This window comes from Paenibacillus sp. NRS-1760, from assembly GCF_050467785.1.
Lineage (GTDB): Bacteria > Bacillota > Bacilli > Paenibacillales > Paenibacillaceae > Pristimantibacillus.
This window is the reverse complement of the sequence record NZ_JBITPK010000011.1, coordinates 127,598-143,478: the sequence shown is the minus strand read 5'-3', so window position 1 is coordinate 143,478 and position 15,881 is coordinate 127,598. Positions and strand designations below refer to the sequence as shown.

Below are 15,881 nucleotides of genomic sequence, written 5' to 3'. Positions count from 1 at the left end.
AGAGGGTTTGTCCGACATTAACATTTGGCTGGCCTTAGGGGCTGGCTTTGCATCGTTCATATCACCTTGCTGCTTACCGCTTTATCCTTCGTATTTATCATACATAACGGGAATATCGGTAGCGGATTTGAAGGGCAATTCACATGCCAAACAAAAACGCATGCGAACGATGTCACACACGCTGTTTTTCATTTTGGGTTTCTGCACCGTGTATTATGCATTAGGCTATGGAACGAATGTATTTGCTGAATTTTTTAGCGAATATCGAGATCTGATTAGGCAATTATCAGCGATATTGATTATTTTGATGGGACTATTCTTAATCGGATTATTTCAGCCGCAGCTCCTGATGAAGGAACGAAGAATGAATCTTATTCCGAAAAAAGCGAACTATGTCAGCTCCTTTATTTTTGGAATTGGCTTCTCCGCAGGCTGGACCCCATGTACAGGTCCCGCGCTTACTGCGATTTTAGGTCTTGCAGCATCGGAACCTGGCACATGGTTTCAGCTAACGACTGCTTACTCATTAGGCTTTGCGATTCCTTTTTTTGTACTTGCCTTTTTCCTTGGTACGGCAAGATGGATACTGAAATATTCAGCTAGCGTAATGAAGGTTGGCGGAGCTGTTATGATTTTGATGGGTGTATTATTGTTTACCGATCAAATGACCAAAATCACGATCTGGCTTAACATGATTACGCCGGAATGGTTGAAATTTTAAGCAGATACTGATCTCTTACGTAAAATATTCAATTTTTGCTTCAGGAAAATGTTCAAAGATGCGCTCCGATAAATACATGCGGAGCGCATTTGCTTGTTCATCGGGATAGACGTATTTTCCTTGTCCCCAGCGACCCCATTTATATTTGCGTTTTTCAATATCCATCTCAAGCTTCGTCCGCGGATACCGCTTTTCAATAACTGCTTTTGCCGTTTTTGTAAAACGATGCTGAATGAGTTCAAATGTAAGGTCTTTGGTCACATCCTGCGGGAGTTTGTCTGCAAGTGAGGCTATAAGCTCGCCATAGCCTTCCTCCCAGCCTTCATGCCAAATAATAGGGGCAATTATAAAGCCCATTGGATAACCTGCTCTAGCGACCTTTGCGGCTGCCTCAATGCGTTGATCAAAACTTGATGTAGCGGGCTCGAAATGCTTGATTACATATTTGGCATTTACGCTAAATCGGATACGGGTATGTCCATTGTGCTTTGCATCAAGAAGGGAATCCACATGGTGAAACTTGGTCACAAACCGAAGCCGTCCATGTTCTTGTTCCCCCATAAAATCAATAAGCTCGCGAAGGCTGCCTGTAATGGGCTCCAGTCCGACGGGATCGGATGTACATGCGGCTTCAAAGCGGGTAATTTCCGGTTTTCTCTCGTCGATGTACCCCTCAGCTGCCTCTAGAATATCGTCTATATTGACATATACACGAATATAAGGTTTTGCTCCTAAGGTTGTTTGCAAATAACAATAATGACAATGAGCCATACAACCGGTTGCTATCGGAATGGCGTATTCCGCTGAAGGCTTCGAAGTATCAAATTTCAAGGTTTTGCGTATGCCAACGACAAGCGTTCTTTTGGCGATTTTGTACTGTTCAAGCTCGGTATCGCCAGGTAAATTTGTAATCCGGTTATGTGAGGTTGTCATCCGGTAAGGAATGCCTTCTTTTTTAACCCATTCAAAAATACGCTGCCCTTTAGGATAATCGAGCGCAGATGGTTCAAAATAAACAAGCTCGGGAACAAAGGAGAGGGTGGAGCGATCTGGTTTAGGACGATCAATAATTGCAGTGCTCATAGCTCATTCCTCCTGTAGATTCATCACAGTCAACATCATCTTATTGTGTGAAGGATGAGCGAAGCTGAAACTGGTAAGTTCAAGTGTTATTTGAGCTTCTTTATCTATTTTGGAGATGGGCTTGGGTTGCAGTGAACACAATGAACAGTGTATGATACAATAAGTAACGCCTGTGAAATAGGTGAAGAAGTATGGTTAGGGGGTTCTTCAGTGCCGACACCGAGCATGGAAGACTACTTGGAAAGAATTTATAAGTTGATTGATGAAAAAGGTTATGCGCGTGTCTCGGACATTGCAGAAGGACTAGAGGTGCATCCTTCATCGGTCACCAAGATGATTCAAAAGCTTGATAAAGATAATTATTTGATCTATGAGAAGTATCGCGGACTGGTCCTGACCAATAAAGGGAAAAAAATGGGCAAAAGGCTTGTTGATCGGCATCAATTGTTAGAGTCATTCCTAACGACGATTGGCGTACAGGACGAGAATATTTATCAGGATGTTGAAGGAATCGAGCATCATCTTAGCTGGGACTCTATAACCTGTATTGAAACTTTAGTTGAATATTTCCGAAGAGATTCTCAGCGTATGGACGAGCTTCGCGCCGTGCGTGCGGAAATGGACAGCGAGTAATACATATCGATACGAACGAGAAAGCAAAAAGGCCCGAGGCAATTATGCCTCGGGCCTTTTGTTTGATTTAATGATATTTAGGTGTATCGTCATCTTCCTTGCCGCCTTCAATGACACGAAACGGCACGGTCTTGGAGCGGTTTTTGTTCGTTCTCGTTTTGCTTGCAGGAGCACGTCTTTGTGTGACATGTACTCCTCCTTGCCGCGTATTGTAACCTCTTAAGAAAGAAGGCGGATATTTATATAGCAAGAAAATGCCGCCAAGCACCACAATGGGAATAAGAAAGGTTATTGGGCTTTGGATAACGCTGTAAACGAGACCGATCAACAGCAGCGCCAAAAACGATATGGACCAAACATTCCATTTGCTTGGTATTCTGCTCATTGTAATTCCGCCTTTCCTTTTTCAATAGAAATTATTTCATTTGTTTGTCTAGTTCAAGCATGCGTTTGAAGGATGCAATGGATACTGCAACTTGCTCATCACGCGGTTCTTTAGTCGTTAGAAGCTGCAGCCATAGTCCCGGATATCCGAGGTAGCGCAGCACTGGAATTTCACGCAAAGCATTTGTCCAGCGAAGCACCTCGTAGGAGAGGCCAAGAACGAGTGGAAGCAGTAAGATACGGATGTAGACGCGTTCCCATATTGTGTCCCAAGTAAAGAACGGCAACGAGTAGACAACAACACCTACAATAACGGTGAACACGATAAAGCTTGAACCGCAGCGGTAGTGAAGGCGGCTGTACTTCTGTACATTTTGAACCGTAAGCTCTTCACCAGCTTCATAAGTACTAATTACTTTATGCTCAGCTCCATGATATTGGAACAACCGCTTAATTAACGGTGTCATGGAAATGAAATACAAATAAGAAAGCAGCAAAATAATTTTGATAAGTCCTTCTAATAAGTTATGACCGATCTTATTTTCAAATACCCCTGAGAAAAGAAGTTCCTCGAGCGCTGCGGGTGCAGCAGTGAAAATAAGTTTGCCGAAAATAAAGGAAAGCACGCCAGCGACAGCTACGCCAACAATCATGCTGAGACTCCAGCCTTGCTTTTTTTCTTCCTTTACTGCAGCAGGTTGTTGATTGCTGTCTGTTTCTTTACCCTCACCGGCTTCATCCTCAGCGTAGGCTTCCATAGAAAAGTTCAAATGCTGGGAGCCTTTGGCGCTTGATTCAAGAATACCGACAACGCCTCGAACGAGAGGGATTTTTTTCAATGCTTGAATCCAATTCTTCGTTGTGCGAGGTACTTCATAAAATACGATTTCATCATTTTTGCGTCGGACAGCTGTTACGTTAACGTGTTTGCCAGCAAACATAACGCCTTCAATAACCGCTTGTCCGCCATATATGCTTCGGGAGTCTTGCGGCAAGTGCGTGTCACCTTCCTTGATTGGAATATCGTCTTAGCTGTTGCGACGAATGTACCTTATCTTTGTATGTCTATTGTACTTGATCTATCAGTCAATTGCCAACGCCAGCATACATAAAGGAAGGGATAGGCAAGTTGACGGTAAAGTATGGTTATCCATCGCTATTATTTCACATACTAATTCGGACAACTATGGAAATCAGAGTGGAGGCTTAGCGTAATGGCTAACAGTAAACAACGAAACCAATATGATAAACAGGATCATGTAACAAACCCGTGGCTTTACGCAATCAAAATCGGTTTTTTTGCTGGCTTAATATGGGGCGTTGTACGCTGGATGTTCTTTGAGATGAATTTTACGAAGGTGCTTCCCGGATTTGTGGCAGATCCTTTTTTTAAAGCTTCTTTTCTAAAAACGGGATGGGGAGAAGTCGTAAGTGTTGGAGCGTTTATTATTTTTTCTATAGTGGCTGCCTTTCTATATATAGTTATACTTGGGAAGCTGCGAGGACCTTGGCCAGGTATCGTGTACGGATTGGTTTGGTGGGCGATTTTGTTTATTGCGGCGGGACCACTGCTTGGCGTTATGCCAGGCATCACGAAAGCGGGCTGGAATACGCTTTACACAGAGTTGTGTGTCTTTCTTTTATGGGGTGTATTCATTGGTTATTCGATTGCTTTTGAGTTCACGGATGAAGCATCGAGGGAGCCTGCGAAAGCACAGTAGCGAGTTCTACTTCTCAAGCGGCAGACATTTGTGGTAAAATGGCTAATGATCTTTGAACCTATGATGGATTCGGTTGCTTGGGAGGTGCATTCATGCACAAAATTGTTGTTTTAAACGGACCGAACTTAAATATGCTCGGCATTCGTGAGCCTGGCGTATACGGGACAGAAACACTTGCAGACATCGAATCGCTCTTGAAGGATAAAGCTGAGGCGCTTGGCGTCTCCGTTGAATTTTTCCAAACGAATCATGAGGGCGATATGATTGATCGAATACATAGTGCGTACGGCAAGGCAGACGGCATTGTCATCAATCCTGGTGCTTGGACCCATTACAGCTACGCGCTTCGCGATGCGCTTAGCACCGTTGATTTGCCGATTATCGAGGTGCATATGTCGAACATTCACAAGAGAGAAGCGTTCCGTCATACGTCCGTCGTTGCTGCGATTGCAGTCGGTCAAATTGCCGGCTTCGGGTCTGATAGCTATGAGCTTGGTCTAACTGCGCTCGTGCGTCACTTGAACAAACAGTAATAAGTTAAGAGAGGGTGAAGCGGTTATGGCAAACGATAGAGTAAAACGACTTCGGCAGCTGATGGAAGAACATCGCTTTGAAGCGATACTAATTGGAAGCGAGTATAACCGTCGCTACATAAGCGGATTCACTGGTTCGTCAGGCATGGTGTTGATTACGCTAAGCGAAAGCTATTTGCTGACGGATTTCCGCTACCGCACACAAGCACCGCAGCAGGCGGTCAATTTTCAAATTGTTGAGCATGGTTCGAATCCGCTTGCGGATGTGCTTGAGCTGCTAAGACAACATAAGCTGTCGAAGCTGGCTTTTGAACAAGACCATGTCGTATACAGTGAATTTACTGCTTGGTCGAAAACATTAGACGGTATCACGCTTGAGCCTGCCTCAGGATTAGTGGAACAGCTTCGTTACATTAAGGACGAGGCAGAACTTCAAATTATGCAGGAAGCTGCCGATCTTGCGGACAGCACATTCAATCACATTTTGAAGCTCATTCGCCCAGGAGTTCGTGAAACGGATATCGCACTTGAAATGGAAGTTTATATGCGCAGCCATGGCGCGACTTCTTCTTCCTTCGATACGATCGTAGCCTCAGGCGAGCGCTCTGCGTTGCCGCATGGAGTAGCTAGCGATCGCATTATTGGGAATAATGAGTTTGTAAAGCTTGATTTCGGCGCTTATTACAACGGTTATTGCTCCGATTTGACACGGACAGTCGTGGTCGGCACTCCGACAGCTAAGCATCTCGAGATTTACAATATCGTGCTTGAAGCGCAGTTGCATGCACTTGAGCATATTAAGCCAGGCATGACCGGTCGTGAAGCGGATGCGCTAACTCGCGACATCATTACGAAATACGGTTATGGCGATCTATTTGGACATGGTACCGGACACGGTCTGGGCATGGAAATTCATGAGGCCCCTAGGTTGTCCAAATTCAGTGAAACGATTTTAACCCCCGGCATGACGGTTACGGTAGAACCCGGCATTTACGTACCAAGCTTCGGCGGCGTACGCATTGAGGATGACATCGTTATTACGGAAACCGGTATTAAAATATTAACCTCATCCCCGAAGGATTTAATCACTCTGGGTTAAGGACTATTCATTCAGGAGGGAATCAGCAATGATTTCAGTAAACGATTTTAAAACAGGCTTGACCGTGCAAGTAGACTCCGATATTTTTACAGTTCTAGACTTTCAGCACGTAAAACCTGGTAAAGGCGCTGCATTCGTACGCTCTAAGCTGAAAAACCTTCGCAACGGCAACGTTGTTGAGAAAACGTTCCGTGCAGGCGAGAGCATTGGCCGCGCGATCATCGAAAACCGTGAAGTGCAATATTTGTATAACTCCGGTTCGGAGTATACATTCATGGATAACGAGACGTTTGACCAATTTAACTTGGACAAGAAACAGCTTGAGTGGGAGCTTAACTTCCTGAAAGAAAACATGAACGTTAACATTTCGAGCTATCAAGGTGAAATCCTTGGTATTCAAATGCAAAACAGCGTAGAGCTGAAAGTTATTGAAACAGAGCCGGGCGTGAAGGGCAACACAGCGCAAGGCGCAACAAAAACAGCTAAGGTTGAAACTGGCCTTAACGTTCAAGTTCCACTGTTCATTAACGAAGGCGACGTTTTGCTGATCGATACTCGTGAAGGCAAATACATCTCGCGCGCTTAGTAAGCAGCTTGACAAGTGTAAACGGCTAAAGCCATCCTTGGAGGCTTAGCTTTCGTTTAGCGGAGAAATATAAGCCGTTTATAAGAGTGCTAGCTTATAAATTCTTATATTTAAAACCGTCCGAAGGATTTCGGACGGTTTTTTTGTAAGAGAATATACCCATAGGTAAGCGCAATGTGATATAATATTGACTTGTATGTATATGTCAGGTTTAGGAGTGAATCGGCTTTGTCGTTAATCGTGATGAAGTTTGGCGGCAGCTCCGTTGGAACGCCGGAGCGGATGCAGCGTGTAGCAAAACGTATTATTGAGAGGCAGCAAGAAGGCAACGATATCGTTGTTGTTGTTTCTGCCATGGGAGATACGACAGACGATTTAATCGATCAGTCGAAACAGCTAAATCCAAATCCGCCGGCGCGGGAAATGGATATGCTTTTAACAGTTGGAGAGCAAATTTCGATAGCCTTGTTATCGATGACCGTACATCAGCTTGGTGCAAAGGCCGTTTCCTTCACGGGCTGGCAAGCAGGCATTCGTACAGAAGCGGTGCATGGTAAAGCGAAGATGACTAATATCCATCCAGAGCGCGTGTTCAAAGCGCTTGAAGAGGGTAATGTAGCTATTATTGCAGGTTTTCAGGGGATGACGGAAGAGGGAGAAATTACAACACTCGGCCGCGGCGGTTCTGATACGACTGCAGTTGCAATGGCTGCTGCGATGAAAGCAGACGTTTGCGAGATTTATACCGATGTTGACGGAATTTACTCAACGGATCCTCGTGTAGTCAAAAATGCGCGCAAGCTAAATGAAATCTCTTATGATGAGATGCTAGAGCTAGCTAATTTAGGCGCTGCTGTATTGCATCCGCGTGCGGTGGAATACGCTAAGCATAACAATGTAAAGCTAGTTGTGCGTTCAAGCTTTACTCAAAACGAAGGTACAAGTGTGAAGGAGGAAGCGGTCATGGAGCAAGGCGTGGTCGTTCGCGGCATCGCGTTTGACAAAAATGTAGCAAGAATCAGCATTATGGGAGTTGAGGATGTTCCTGGCGTGCTTGCAAATGTGTTCGGCGCATTAGCAAACAACGGCATCGATGTGGACATTATCGTACAAAGCGGTGTTCAGGACGGCAAAGCCGATTTCTCCTTCACGCTTTCAGGCGATGATAAAGATAAAGCGATTTCCGTTATCGAGGGAATTCGCGGAACTGTCCCTTTCCGTGAAACGACATCGGAATCCGATCTAGTTAAAATATCGATCGTAGGTGCTGGCATGGTCAGCAATCCAGGCGTAGCAGCGAAAATGTTCGCAACCATATCTTCACTAGGTGTAAGCATTAAGATGGTAAGCACATCTGAAATTAAATGTTCTTGCGTTATTAATGCAGAGCCGCTCAGCGAAGTTGTACGTGCACTTCATACAGCGTATGGTCTTGATACAGAAGAGCAGGCATTTGTAGGCGGCCCTCAGGATCGCCGTTAATCTAATAGAAATAACAAAAGCGTGCTTCCTTGTTAGGGAGCACGCTTTTTCTTGTTTTTATTAACTTGGAATTTCAACCATTCCTCGTTAATTGATCACCGTTCAGTCTAGGTACTTCTTGATAGATATCGATAGCGGAGCATGCCTCTATGTCTTTTTTCATTCCTAGCTTTATCAGTTTTTTTCCGGTCATTCCGTTCATGATCGTTTCTTTCACTTGAGTGGAGCGATTTCGGTACAAAGCGAGCATCGCACAGCCAAAGTCATCCATCTCTATAGCGAAGTGGCTTAAGCCTTGAAGTCTATCAAGTACAAGGCCGGCACACAAGCCATCCTCAATAGCAAATTCATCGTGACTCCCGGCGCACAAAATAACGACATCTCTCCGCAGCTCGATCGCTGCTCGAGCGCAAGCCTCCGCATTTAGAAGCGATGCGGTCAACACATGATCCGCCCTCATTGATTTATGGATTGCCCTTGTTCCGTTCGTAGTCGTCAAAATAATTCGTTTGCCAGCGACGGCCTGCTCGGTGTATTCCTCTGGCGAATTGCCAACATCAAAACCCGCGATTTTCCGGCAAAAGCGTTCTCCTCCAAGCAAATCTCCCGGTCGCTGAAGTGCTCGCGCTTCCATTACCGTTTCAGCAGGAATGATGCATGAAGCTCCCGCAGCAATAGCGGTAACAATTGTGCTTGTAGCTCGCAAAACATCGATAATAATTGCCGTTTTATGATGAAATCTTGCCGAGCTCGCTTCGTTCACACTGGATATAACCTGCACTTGCATCGTTGTTATTCCGCCTTTCTCAAACTCAATTCTTTATGATATGCGCCTAACAACGTGCCTGTGCCCGGCATGAAAGACAGACAAGCCAGCATATGATTAAGGAATAGTCGGTTCATTGAAGGGAGGTTATCCATTCATGCTAAATAAAATTGTATTAACGATGGCTTCACTGCGGCTGACGTCTGGAACAATTGAGATTTGCGCAGCACTGCTTATGCTTCGTTTAAACCAAATTGACAAGGCGCTAGTAGTAAACTCATCACTTGCTTTAGTAGGCCCGCTTATTCTGATAGCTACAACAACGGTGGGGCTCGTCGGGATGTCCGATAAGCTGTCGCCAGGCAAGTTTCTTTGGGTAGGAGCGGGCGTTATTTGCTTGATGATCGGTATTTTGAAAAAATAATAGATTTCAACTCTAGCATTTATGAAATGGGGCAGACATATTTTCGCAATACAAGCATACAAATAGGAACTACGAAGGACAAACATCCGGGAGTGATAATCATATGCTGGCACGCGTATCACATTTATTGCCTTTGGAGCTGAAGACGCTGCTGGAGCGCCTTCCTGAACAAATGCAGGAGCAGCTGGAGGAAATTCGGATTCGAGAGGGACGACCGCTAGAAATAGGGTTCCGCGGACAGTCTCGATTTATGATGATTGACGGGACGCTGCGTCAGGCTGCCGACGGAGCATACAAGCCTTCGGCAGACACATGTCGCAAGCTGCTCGAACGCATTACCAACTATTCCTTGTATGCGATGGAGGAGGAACTGAGAAGGGGCTTTATAACGGTTTCAGGCGGACATCGCATTGGACTAGCGGGCAGGACGATACTCGACAGCGGCGTTGTGAGGGGTATCCGCGATATTGGCGCATTCAATATTCGAGTTGCTAGAGAAGTGATCGGAGCGAGTGCGCTTCTCCTGCCCAAACTAATCGATCGGACGAGAAAAACGCTGCATTCCACTCTCATTCTAGCTCCACCGCAGCAAGGTAAAACAACACTCGTACGTGACATTGCGAGATCAGTCAGCTATGGGTTATGGCCAAGCCTAGAAGCAAGTGGATGGCAGGGCCGAAAGGTAGGAATTGTAGATGAGCGTTCAGAGATTGCAGCCTGTGTTCGCGGTATTCCAACATTTGATGTTGGCCCTAGAACCGATGTTATGGACGCTTGTCCGAAGGCAGAAGGCATGATGATGCTGCTTCGCTCAATGTCGCCAGAGGTTATGATTATTGATGAGATTGGACGGCCTGAGGATGCGGAAGCCATCCGAGAAGCAAGCCACGCGGGAATTAGTGTAGTCGCAACCGCGCACGCCTACGATTTGCAGGATGCTAGAGGCAGACCGGTGCTGCTGAAGCTGCTGGAAGAAGGAGCGTTCACCTACGTGGTGGAGCTGAAGCGCACAGATCAAGGTATCATGCACCGCGTCGTTCCTGCTGAGGCAGTCGCCGAACGATCTCCTGCACGCGAGCCAAAGACGCCTAATCGGCAGCTTGCAGATACTGCACCCTCCTTCTCTGGTCGATTCCGAGCTGGTGACCCGTGATAAAGCTGTTAGGTGCGGTTTTGGTCCTGTTTGCAGGCACGATGATAGGCTTCCAGCAAGCAGCGAAATTCGCCGAACGTCCAAGGCAGCTAAGACAGCTGGCACATGCACTGCAAAGGCTGGAGACAGAAATCGGTTATGGTCATACTCCATTGCCAGAAGCACTGGAGAGGACAGCTTCTGCTACTCCGGAGCCGCTAGCAACCATATTTCGCAAGGCAGCAAACGGGGTTTGGGAAACCGAAAGCTTTACCTTCAGCGATAGCTGGGAGCAAGCGATAAAGTCACAATGGGATGCAACATCGATGCGAAAAAACGAACAAGCCGTACTTATACGTTTAGGAACGACGCTTGGCATAAGCGATAAGGAAGATCAAATGAAGCATATACATCTTGCGTTATTGCAGCTGAAGGCTGAGGAGGACGCTGCGAGAGACGATCAGGGGCGTTACGAGAAAATGTGGAAAAGTCTCGGAATTTTGATCGCCGTTCTGGTCGTCATTTTGATGGTGTAGTGGGGTGCCGCATTGATGAATATGGATGTGAGCGCCATTTTCCAAATTGCTGGAATCGGAATTGTTATCGCCATGATACATTCGGTGCTGAAGCAAATGGGAAAAGAAGATATGGCGCACTGGGTAACGCTAATCGGGTTTGTTGTCGTTTTGTTTATGGTTGTTCGAATGCTTAATGAATTATTCCAAGAAATTAAATCGATTTTTTTGTTCCAGTAGACGTCATCATTTTAGAAGTGATTGCAAGCAGGTGAGCCAAATGGAAATGATTCAAATCGTTGGTCTTGGTCTGATGGCTTCGGTACTCATTATTGTCGTTCGAGAGCAAAAACCGATGTTCTCCTTTTTGCTCGCCGCGTTTACGGGATTGTTTATATTCCTGTATTTGATTGGCAAAATCGAAATTGTCATTTCCGTGCTTGAGGATCTGGCTAATCGATCAGGTATCCCTTCCATTTACTTGAAGACGATCTTGAAAATAATCGGAATCGCATATATTGCTGAGTTTGGAGCACAGATCGTCAGAGATGCAGGGCAAGAAGGAATTGCCTCAAAAATCGAATTTGCCGGCAAAGTGTTTATTCTTGTTATGGCTGTCCCTATTATCAGCGTCATTGTCGAGACAGTAATCGGGCTGCTGCCGGATGGGGGTTGAAGCGAATGATGAAGCTGACTCCTGCACGTGAACGGGCCAAGCTGTTGCTGTTCATCTTTGTATCCATGATCATTTTATCAATCGCTCCGACAGTTACCTATGCCATTAGCGGTGAGAGCGCAGCGCCGGTTTTGGATAATCAAGCTAACGCGGATGAGCTTGCAAAGGAGCTGACAACCCAGCAGATTGGCGGATTGGAAACGGGTGCTGTTGAGTCTTACTGGAACAATCTCCGAAGCGAATATGGCGGTTTTTTCCCAGAGCAGAATATTCCAAGTTTCATGGAGATGATTCTTCCAGGAGGTGATGGCCTAAAGCTAACGGATATGCTGAGCGGCCTGCTGAAGTATTTGTGGCATGAGGTGCTTTATAATGGCAAGCTCCTTGTGACAATAGTGATGCTGACGGTATTCAGTATGGTGCTCGAAACGCTGCAAAATGCTTTTGAACGAAACGCGGTCAGCAAGGTAGCCTACTCTATTACGTACATGGTGCTTATCATTATCGCGGTAAATAGTTTCCATGTCGCAATGGGTTATGCAAAAGGAGCAATTGAAAGCATGATTCAATTTATGCTTGCGATGGTCCCGCTGCTGCTAACGCTGCTTGCTTCAATGGGCAACGTAGTCACCGTATCGGTTTTACATCCATTGATCATTTTCATGATTCATGCCGTAGGAACACTCATTTACACGCTAGTGTTTCCATTATTGTTCTTTTCGGCCGTGCTTCATATAGCAAGTGCTTTATCAGAAAAATTCAAGGTTACCCAACTAGCTAATCTGCTGCGAAACATTGGAGTAGGCGTAATGGGAGTGCTGCTGACAGTTTTTCTAGGTGTCATCTCAGTACAAGGGGCGACAGGAGCGGTTACAGATGGCGTTACACTGCGAACGGCTAAGTTCGTAACAGGAAATTTCGTCCCTGTTGTAGGGAGAATGTTTTCCGATGCGGCGGATACAGTCATCTCTGCTTCCATGCTTGCGAAAAATGCAATTGGCTTAGCAGGTGTCATTATTCTGCTCTTCATCAGCGCATTTCCTGCAATCAAAATTTTGACGCTAGCGCTCATTTATAACATTGCTGCTGCTGTCATGCAGCCGCTGGGAGAATCACCGATCGTCACCTGCCTAGAGACGATCGGCAAGACGATGATTTACGTATTTGCGGCTTTGGCTGCTGTCAGTCTTATGTTTTTTCTTGCGGTTACGATCATTTTGACTGCAGGCAATGCGGCGATGATGGTCAGGTAAGGAAGGGGACGAGAGCTGTGGTTGCTTGGTTAAGCGACTGGCTGAGAGATATTATTGCAGTCATTCTTCTGGCAGTGTTCGTCGAACTTCTGCTCCCGAACAAAGCAATGCAGCGCTACGCTCGGCTAGTAGTCGGCTTGTTCATCCTTCTGACGATACTCTCACCCATATTGAAACTTATACAAAGCGACATTGGAGCCAAGCTGGATGAAGGAATGGACAATTGGAGCAAATCTGCTATGAAGGTTGAATCGCAAATGAGCGGACTAAACCAAATTAAGCGAGATGCTCAGGCGATGAGCGATAAGCGCAGCCTGGAGGCTGCAAAATTAACGGAACGAACATTGGAAGCTTCCATTCGAAATGAGCTGGTCGAGCGGACAAAAGCTCCTATAGCAGAGGTTGATGCTGTATTGAAATGGACTACCGTTTCCGGCAAAGCAACTCCCTATATTAGTGAAGTAACCGTGACACTCAAAGCAGCAGATAACAAAAAAAGCCCGTTTAAGGAAGAGGCTTCCGTGGAAGCAGTACAGCCCGTTGTTGTAGATGTTGAAATAGCGCCTATTGAAGGTGGGAGCAAAGTTCCAAGCGGTATAGATGATCAAGCTGCTCTGGAAGCATCTACGGAAACGGAAAAGACGGAAGGGAATTGGTCAAGAGCTGATCCAGCGACTTCAGCTGCAATATACAGCTTGATTTCGAAGGGGTGGGGGCTTTCTGAGGATCAAATCATCGTAAGGCAACCTGCGGATCAACAAAAGGCGAAGTGAGAGGTTCAAAGTTGGAGAGGGGGTAAGGCGCGGTGGCCAAATGGCTTGATGGCATAGAATCAGCGGTTGGCGGCGGTCCTGGCGGTCCAAAGCGAGTGCGGACACTGCGAATTTTACTAATCATAGGGGGGATTGGTGCAGCGCTAATGATTCTAAATTCATTTTTACCCTATAAAGGAGTTGAGCCCTCTGTGCAAGAACCTAATCCGCCGCCTCAGTCGGAGGCAGCTTGGGGCAATTCGGTCACCTCTGGAAGTTCAGTATTCGCCACTCTCGAAAATTCCCTAGAAGTAAGGCTGAAGGAAATATTAGAGAAAATTGTAGGCGTTGGAACGGTTGATGTGCTTGTAACTCTCGATTCTACAGAAGAAAGCATCTTAGAACGAAATACACAAGAATCGCAGCAAATTACGGATGAGAATGATCCGAATGGCGGCAAGCGGCATATTACATCAATCACAAAAGACGGACAGGTCGTATTGTACGAAGTGTCCGGAGACCAAAAGCCAATTATCACCAAAACGATTAACCCGCGCATACGCGGTATTCTCATAGTTGCCAAAGGTGCTGAAAACGTAACAGTCAGACGTCTCATTACCAATGCGGTGGAGAAGGGCATCAACGTACCGGTTAATCGAATTTCTGTTGTACCAAGCAAACAATAAAACCAAATTGAATGGATGGGGAGGGTGTTCTCATGAACACGAAAAGACAAACGGTATGGCTTGTATCAATGCTCAGTTTAATGGTGGTATTATCAGCTTATTATTTATTCACGCAAGATGTGGATACGCCTGATGTGTTGACGGATGGCTCGCAAACAGAGCAAGCGGCGCAAAATGCGACAGAAGCAGCAACAAGCGGCAATGGTATCGTTGTAAACGAGGTAGAGAAGCCAGTTGATGGAGCGGTTTTGAGCGAAGCTGATAAAGAAACTTTGAAACAGATTGATGCGCAAGGATTAGCAGCAGGCGGCGTATTTAGTGAATTGTTAGCCAAACGGGAAATGAAATACAACGAGGTAGATAATCGGGTGATGGCAGCAGTTAATGATACGCTTAAAAAACCGGAGGAAGCATCAGCCGCTATAGCTGAGCTTGACATGCTGGAGGAGAAGCACACGAAGCTCACGGGCATTGAAGCAGAGCTGCTGAAACAATACGAAAATGTAGTTATCGACGAGCAAAGCGATAAATACAATGTAGTGGTTTCAAGCGATAAGCTTGAGAAAAAGCAAGCAGCAGACATTATTAAGCTGGTCATGAGCACGCTTGATGTCGATGCTGATCAAGTATCCGTACAATATGTATCGGTTAAGCAGCCTCAATAGCTCTACCATCAAGAAAAGGCCTTGTCCCTTCGGCATATTAGCTGGAAGGGGCAAGACCTTTTTTTTGGCTGTCATGCTCGAATATACAAAAAATGATTCGTGTTCAGGCTTGTTTATGATATAATGTTAAACGTTATGTGAAAGAATTGGTTATAATGGCATGGACACCATTTAGGTGTACAAGCTATGGAAGCAATCTTGCTATCGCAAATTTAAGGAGTGAAAATATTCATGTTCAAATTGAGCGAGATCAAAGAGTTGATCAAATTGGTTGATCAAACTTCCGTTCATGAGCTGGAAATTGAAAACGAAGGGACTCGCCTGCTCATCCGCAAGCCTGGCAAAACAGAAGTGGTGAATGTGCAAGCGGCCCCAATTACGCATACATACGCGCCTGCACCTTTACAAGCTCAGCCAGCCGCACCAGCAGCGCAGCCTCAAGCCGTACAAGAAACGGCACCAGCTCGTCCTTCAACGGATCATTTGCATCAAATCGTATCTCCAATGGTAGGAACGTTCTATAGTTCTCCTACTCCGGAAGCGGGAGCTTTCGTAAAAGTAGGCGATCGCGTAAATGATAAGAGCGTCGTATGTATTTTGGAAGCTATGAAGCTGATGAATGAACTTGAAGCAGAAGTTAAAGGCGAAATCGTAGAAATTTTGGTTTCTAATGGTCAGCTCGTTGAGTACGGCCAGCCACTATTCCTTGTAAAGCCTGAATAATGTAGTGAGTTGACGTCCGAACAGGGAAACTGTCGTTTGAAAGGGGT

At 45.7% G+C, this 15,881-nt stretch carries 21 protein-coding genes; 17 read left to right on the top strand and 4 right to left on the bottom strand.

What is annotated here, in order from left to right:
• Window positions 1–7: 7 nt before the first annotated feature.
• A complete protein-coding gene (locus ACIFSR_RS14495; protein ID WP_339203380.1) occupies window positions 8–721 on the top strand; it encodes a cytochrome c biogenesis CcdA family protein in 714 nt (237 codons plus the stop codon).
• Between the two features lie 15 nt (window positions 722–736).
• Here the strand turns inward: ACIFSR_RS14495 and splB are convergent, their stop codons facing one another.
• Window positions 737–1,804 (bottom strand): spore photoproduct lyase, encoded by a 1,068-nt coding sequence (gene splB, locus ACIFSR_RS14490; protein WP_430057944.1) that lies wholly within the window; start codon window positions 1,802–1,804, stop codon window positions 737–739.
• A gap of 210 nt (window positions 1,805–2,014) precedes the next feature.
• On the opposite strand from splB, the gene mntR reads away from it, so the two are divergent.
• A complete protein-coding gene (gene mntR, locus ACIFSR_RS14485; protein ID WP_053376766.1) occupies window positions 2,015–2,437 on the top strand; it encodes a transcriptional regulator MntR in 423 nt (140 codons plus the stop codon).
• Window positions 2,438–2,504: 67 nt separating this feature from the next.
• Here mntR and ACIFSR_RS14480 read toward each other — a convergent pair whose 3' ends face one another.
• Entirely contained in the window at window positions 2,505–2,822 is a 318-nt protein-coding gene (locus ACIFSR_RS14480) for a hypothetical protein (RefSeq protein WP_339203376.1), read from the bottom strand.
• A gap of 31 nt (window positions 2,823–2,853) precedes the next feature.
• A complete protein-coding gene (locus ACIFSR_RS14475; protein WP_339203375.1) occupies window positions 2,854–3,816 on the bottom strand; it encodes a DUF1385 domain-containing protein in 963 nt (320 codons plus the stop codon).
• Window positions 3,817–4,035: 219 nt separating this feature from the next.
• Between ACIFSR_RS14475 and ACIFSR_RS14470 the strand changes: the two genes are divergently transcribed.
• From ACIFSR_RS14470 to ACIFSR_RS14450, 5 genes are all read left to right on the top strand, one after another.
• On the top strand, window positions 4,036–4,542 hold the full coding sequence (locus ACIFSR_RS14470) for a YqhR family membrane protein (RefSeq protein ID WP_430057942.1): 507 nt from the start codon (window positions 4,036–4,038) through the stop codon (window positions 4,540–4,542).
• A 92-nt stretch (window positions 4,543–4,634) separates the two neighbouring features.
• Window positions 4,635–5,075 carry a type II 3-dehydroquinate dehydratase gene (gene aroQ, locus ACIFSR_RS14465; RefSeq protein WP_430057940.1) on the top strand — a complete coding sequence of 147 codons (441 nt, stop codon included), beginning with the start codon at window positions 4,635–4,637 and terminating at the stop codon, window positions 5,073–5,075.
• Between the two features lie 25 nt (window positions 5,076–5,100).
• Window positions 5,101–6,174, top strand: a complete 1,074-nt coding sequence (locus ACIFSR_RS14460) for a M24 family metallopeptidase (protein ID WP_430057938.1) — start codon at window positions 5,101–5,103, stop codon at window positions 6,172–6,174.
• A gap of 28 nt (window positions 6,175–6,202) precedes the next feature.
• Window positions 6,203–6,760 (top strand): elongation factor P, encoded by a 558-nt coding sequence (gene efp / locus ACIFSR_RS14455; RefSeq protein WP_076266942.1) that lies wholly within the window; start codon window positions 6,203–6,205, stop codon window positions 6,758–6,760.
• Between the two features lie 228 nt (window positions 6,761–6,988).
• Window positions 6,989–8,242 (top strand): aspartate kinase, encoded by a 1,254-nt coding sequence (locus tag ACIFSR_RS14450; RefSeq protein ID WP_430057937.1) that lies wholly within the window; start codon window positions 6,989–6,991, stop codon window positions 8,240–8,242.
• A gap of 73 nt (window positions 8,243–8,315) precedes the next feature.
• On the opposite strand, the gene ACIFSR_RS14445 is transcribed toward ACIFSR_RS14450, so the two are convergent.
• A complete protein-coding gene (locus ACIFSR_RS14445) occupies window positions 8,316–9,029 on the bottom strand; it encodes a 2-phosphosulfolactate phosphatase (protein ID WP_339203367.1) in 714 nt (237 codons plus the stop codon).
• A 136-nt stretch (window positions 9,030–9,165) separates the two neighbouring features.
• On the opposite strand from ACIFSR_RS14445, the gene ACIFSR_RS14440 reads away from it, so the two are divergent.
• The 10 genes from ACIFSR_RS14440 (at window position 9,166) to accB (ending at window position 15,834) form a co-directional block, all read left to right on the top strand.
• Window positions 9,166–9,432 carry a YqhV family protein gene (locus ACIFSR_RS14440; protein ID WP_076266945.1) on the top strand — a complete coding sequence of 89 codons (267 nt, stop codon included), beginning with the start codon at window positions 9,166–9,168 and terminating at the stop codon, window positions 9,430–9,432.
• Window positions 9,433–9,535: 103 nt separating this feature from the next.
• Window positions 9,536–10,585, top strand: coding sequence for a stage III sporulation protein AA (gene spoIIIAA / locus ACIFSR_RS14435; RefSeq protein WP_430057935.1), 1,050 nt, complete (start codon window positions 9,536–9,538; stop codon window positions 10,583–10,585).
• Window positions 10,582–11,100 (top strand): stage III sporulation protein SpoIIIAB, encoded by a 519-nt coding sequence (spoIIIAB, locus tag ACIFSR_RS14430; RefSeq protein WP_076266947.1) that lies wholly within the window; start codon window positions 10,582–10,584, stop codon window positions 11,098–11,100. The genes spoIIIAA and spoIIIAB overlap by 4 nt, the downstream gene beginning before the upstream one ends.
• Window positions 11,101–11,115: 15 nt before the next feature.
• Entirely contained in the window at window positions 11,116–11,319 is a 204-nt protein-coding gene (gene spoIIIAC / locus ACIFSR_RS14425) for a stage III sporulation protein AC (RefSeq protein WP_054024280.1), read from the top strand.
• A 40-nt stretch (window positions 11,320–11,359) separates the two neighbouring features.
• Window positions 11,360–11,755, top strand: coding sequence for a stage III sporulation protein AD (gene spoIIIAD / locus ACIFSR_RS14420; protein ID WP_054024281.1), 396 nt, complete (start codon window positions 11,360–11,362; stop codon window positions 11,753–11,755).
• Between the two features lie 8 nt (window positions 11,756–11,763).
• Complete coding sequence (spoIIIAE, locus tag ACIFSR_RS14415; RefSeq protein ID WP_430058063.1) at window positions 11,764–13,008, top strand: stage III sporulation protein AE; 1,245 nt, start codon at window positions 11,764–11,766, stop codon at window positions 13,006–13,008.
• A 17-nt stretch (window positions 13,009–13,025) separates the two neighbouring features.
• The gene (gene spoIIIAF / locus ACIFSR_RS14410; RefSeq protein WP_430057933.1) at window positions 13,026–13,781 is read left to right on the top strand and encodes a stage III sporulation protein AF; all 756 of its coding nucleotides are present in this window, start codon (window positions 13,026–13,028) and stop codon (window positions 13,779–13,781) included.
• Between the two features lie 32 nt (window positions 13,782–13,813).
• On the top strand, window positions 13,814–14,446 hold the full coding sequence (spoIIIAG, locus tag ACIFSR_RS14405; RefSeq protein WP_076266949.1) for a stage III sporulation protein AG: 633 nt from the start codon (window positions 13,814–13,816) through the stop codon (window positions 14,444–14,446).
• 32 nt (window positions 14,447–14,478) lie between these two features.
• Window positions 14,479–15,111, top strand: a complete 633-nt coding sequence (locus tag ACIFSR_RS14400) for a SpoIIIAH-like family protein (RefSeq protein WP_339203361.1) — start codon at window positions 14,479–14,481, stop codon at window positions 15,109–15,111.
• Between the two features lie 231 nt (window positions 15,112–15,342).
• The gene (gene accB, locus ACIFSR_RS14395; protein ID WP_076266951.1) at window positions 15,343–15,834 is read left to right on the top strand and encodes an acetyl-CoA carboxylase biotin carboxyl carrier protein; all 492 of its coding nucleotides are present in this window, start codon (window positions 15,343–15,345) and stop codon (window positions 15,832–15,834) included.
• Window positions 15,835–15,881: the final 47 nt, after the last annotated feature.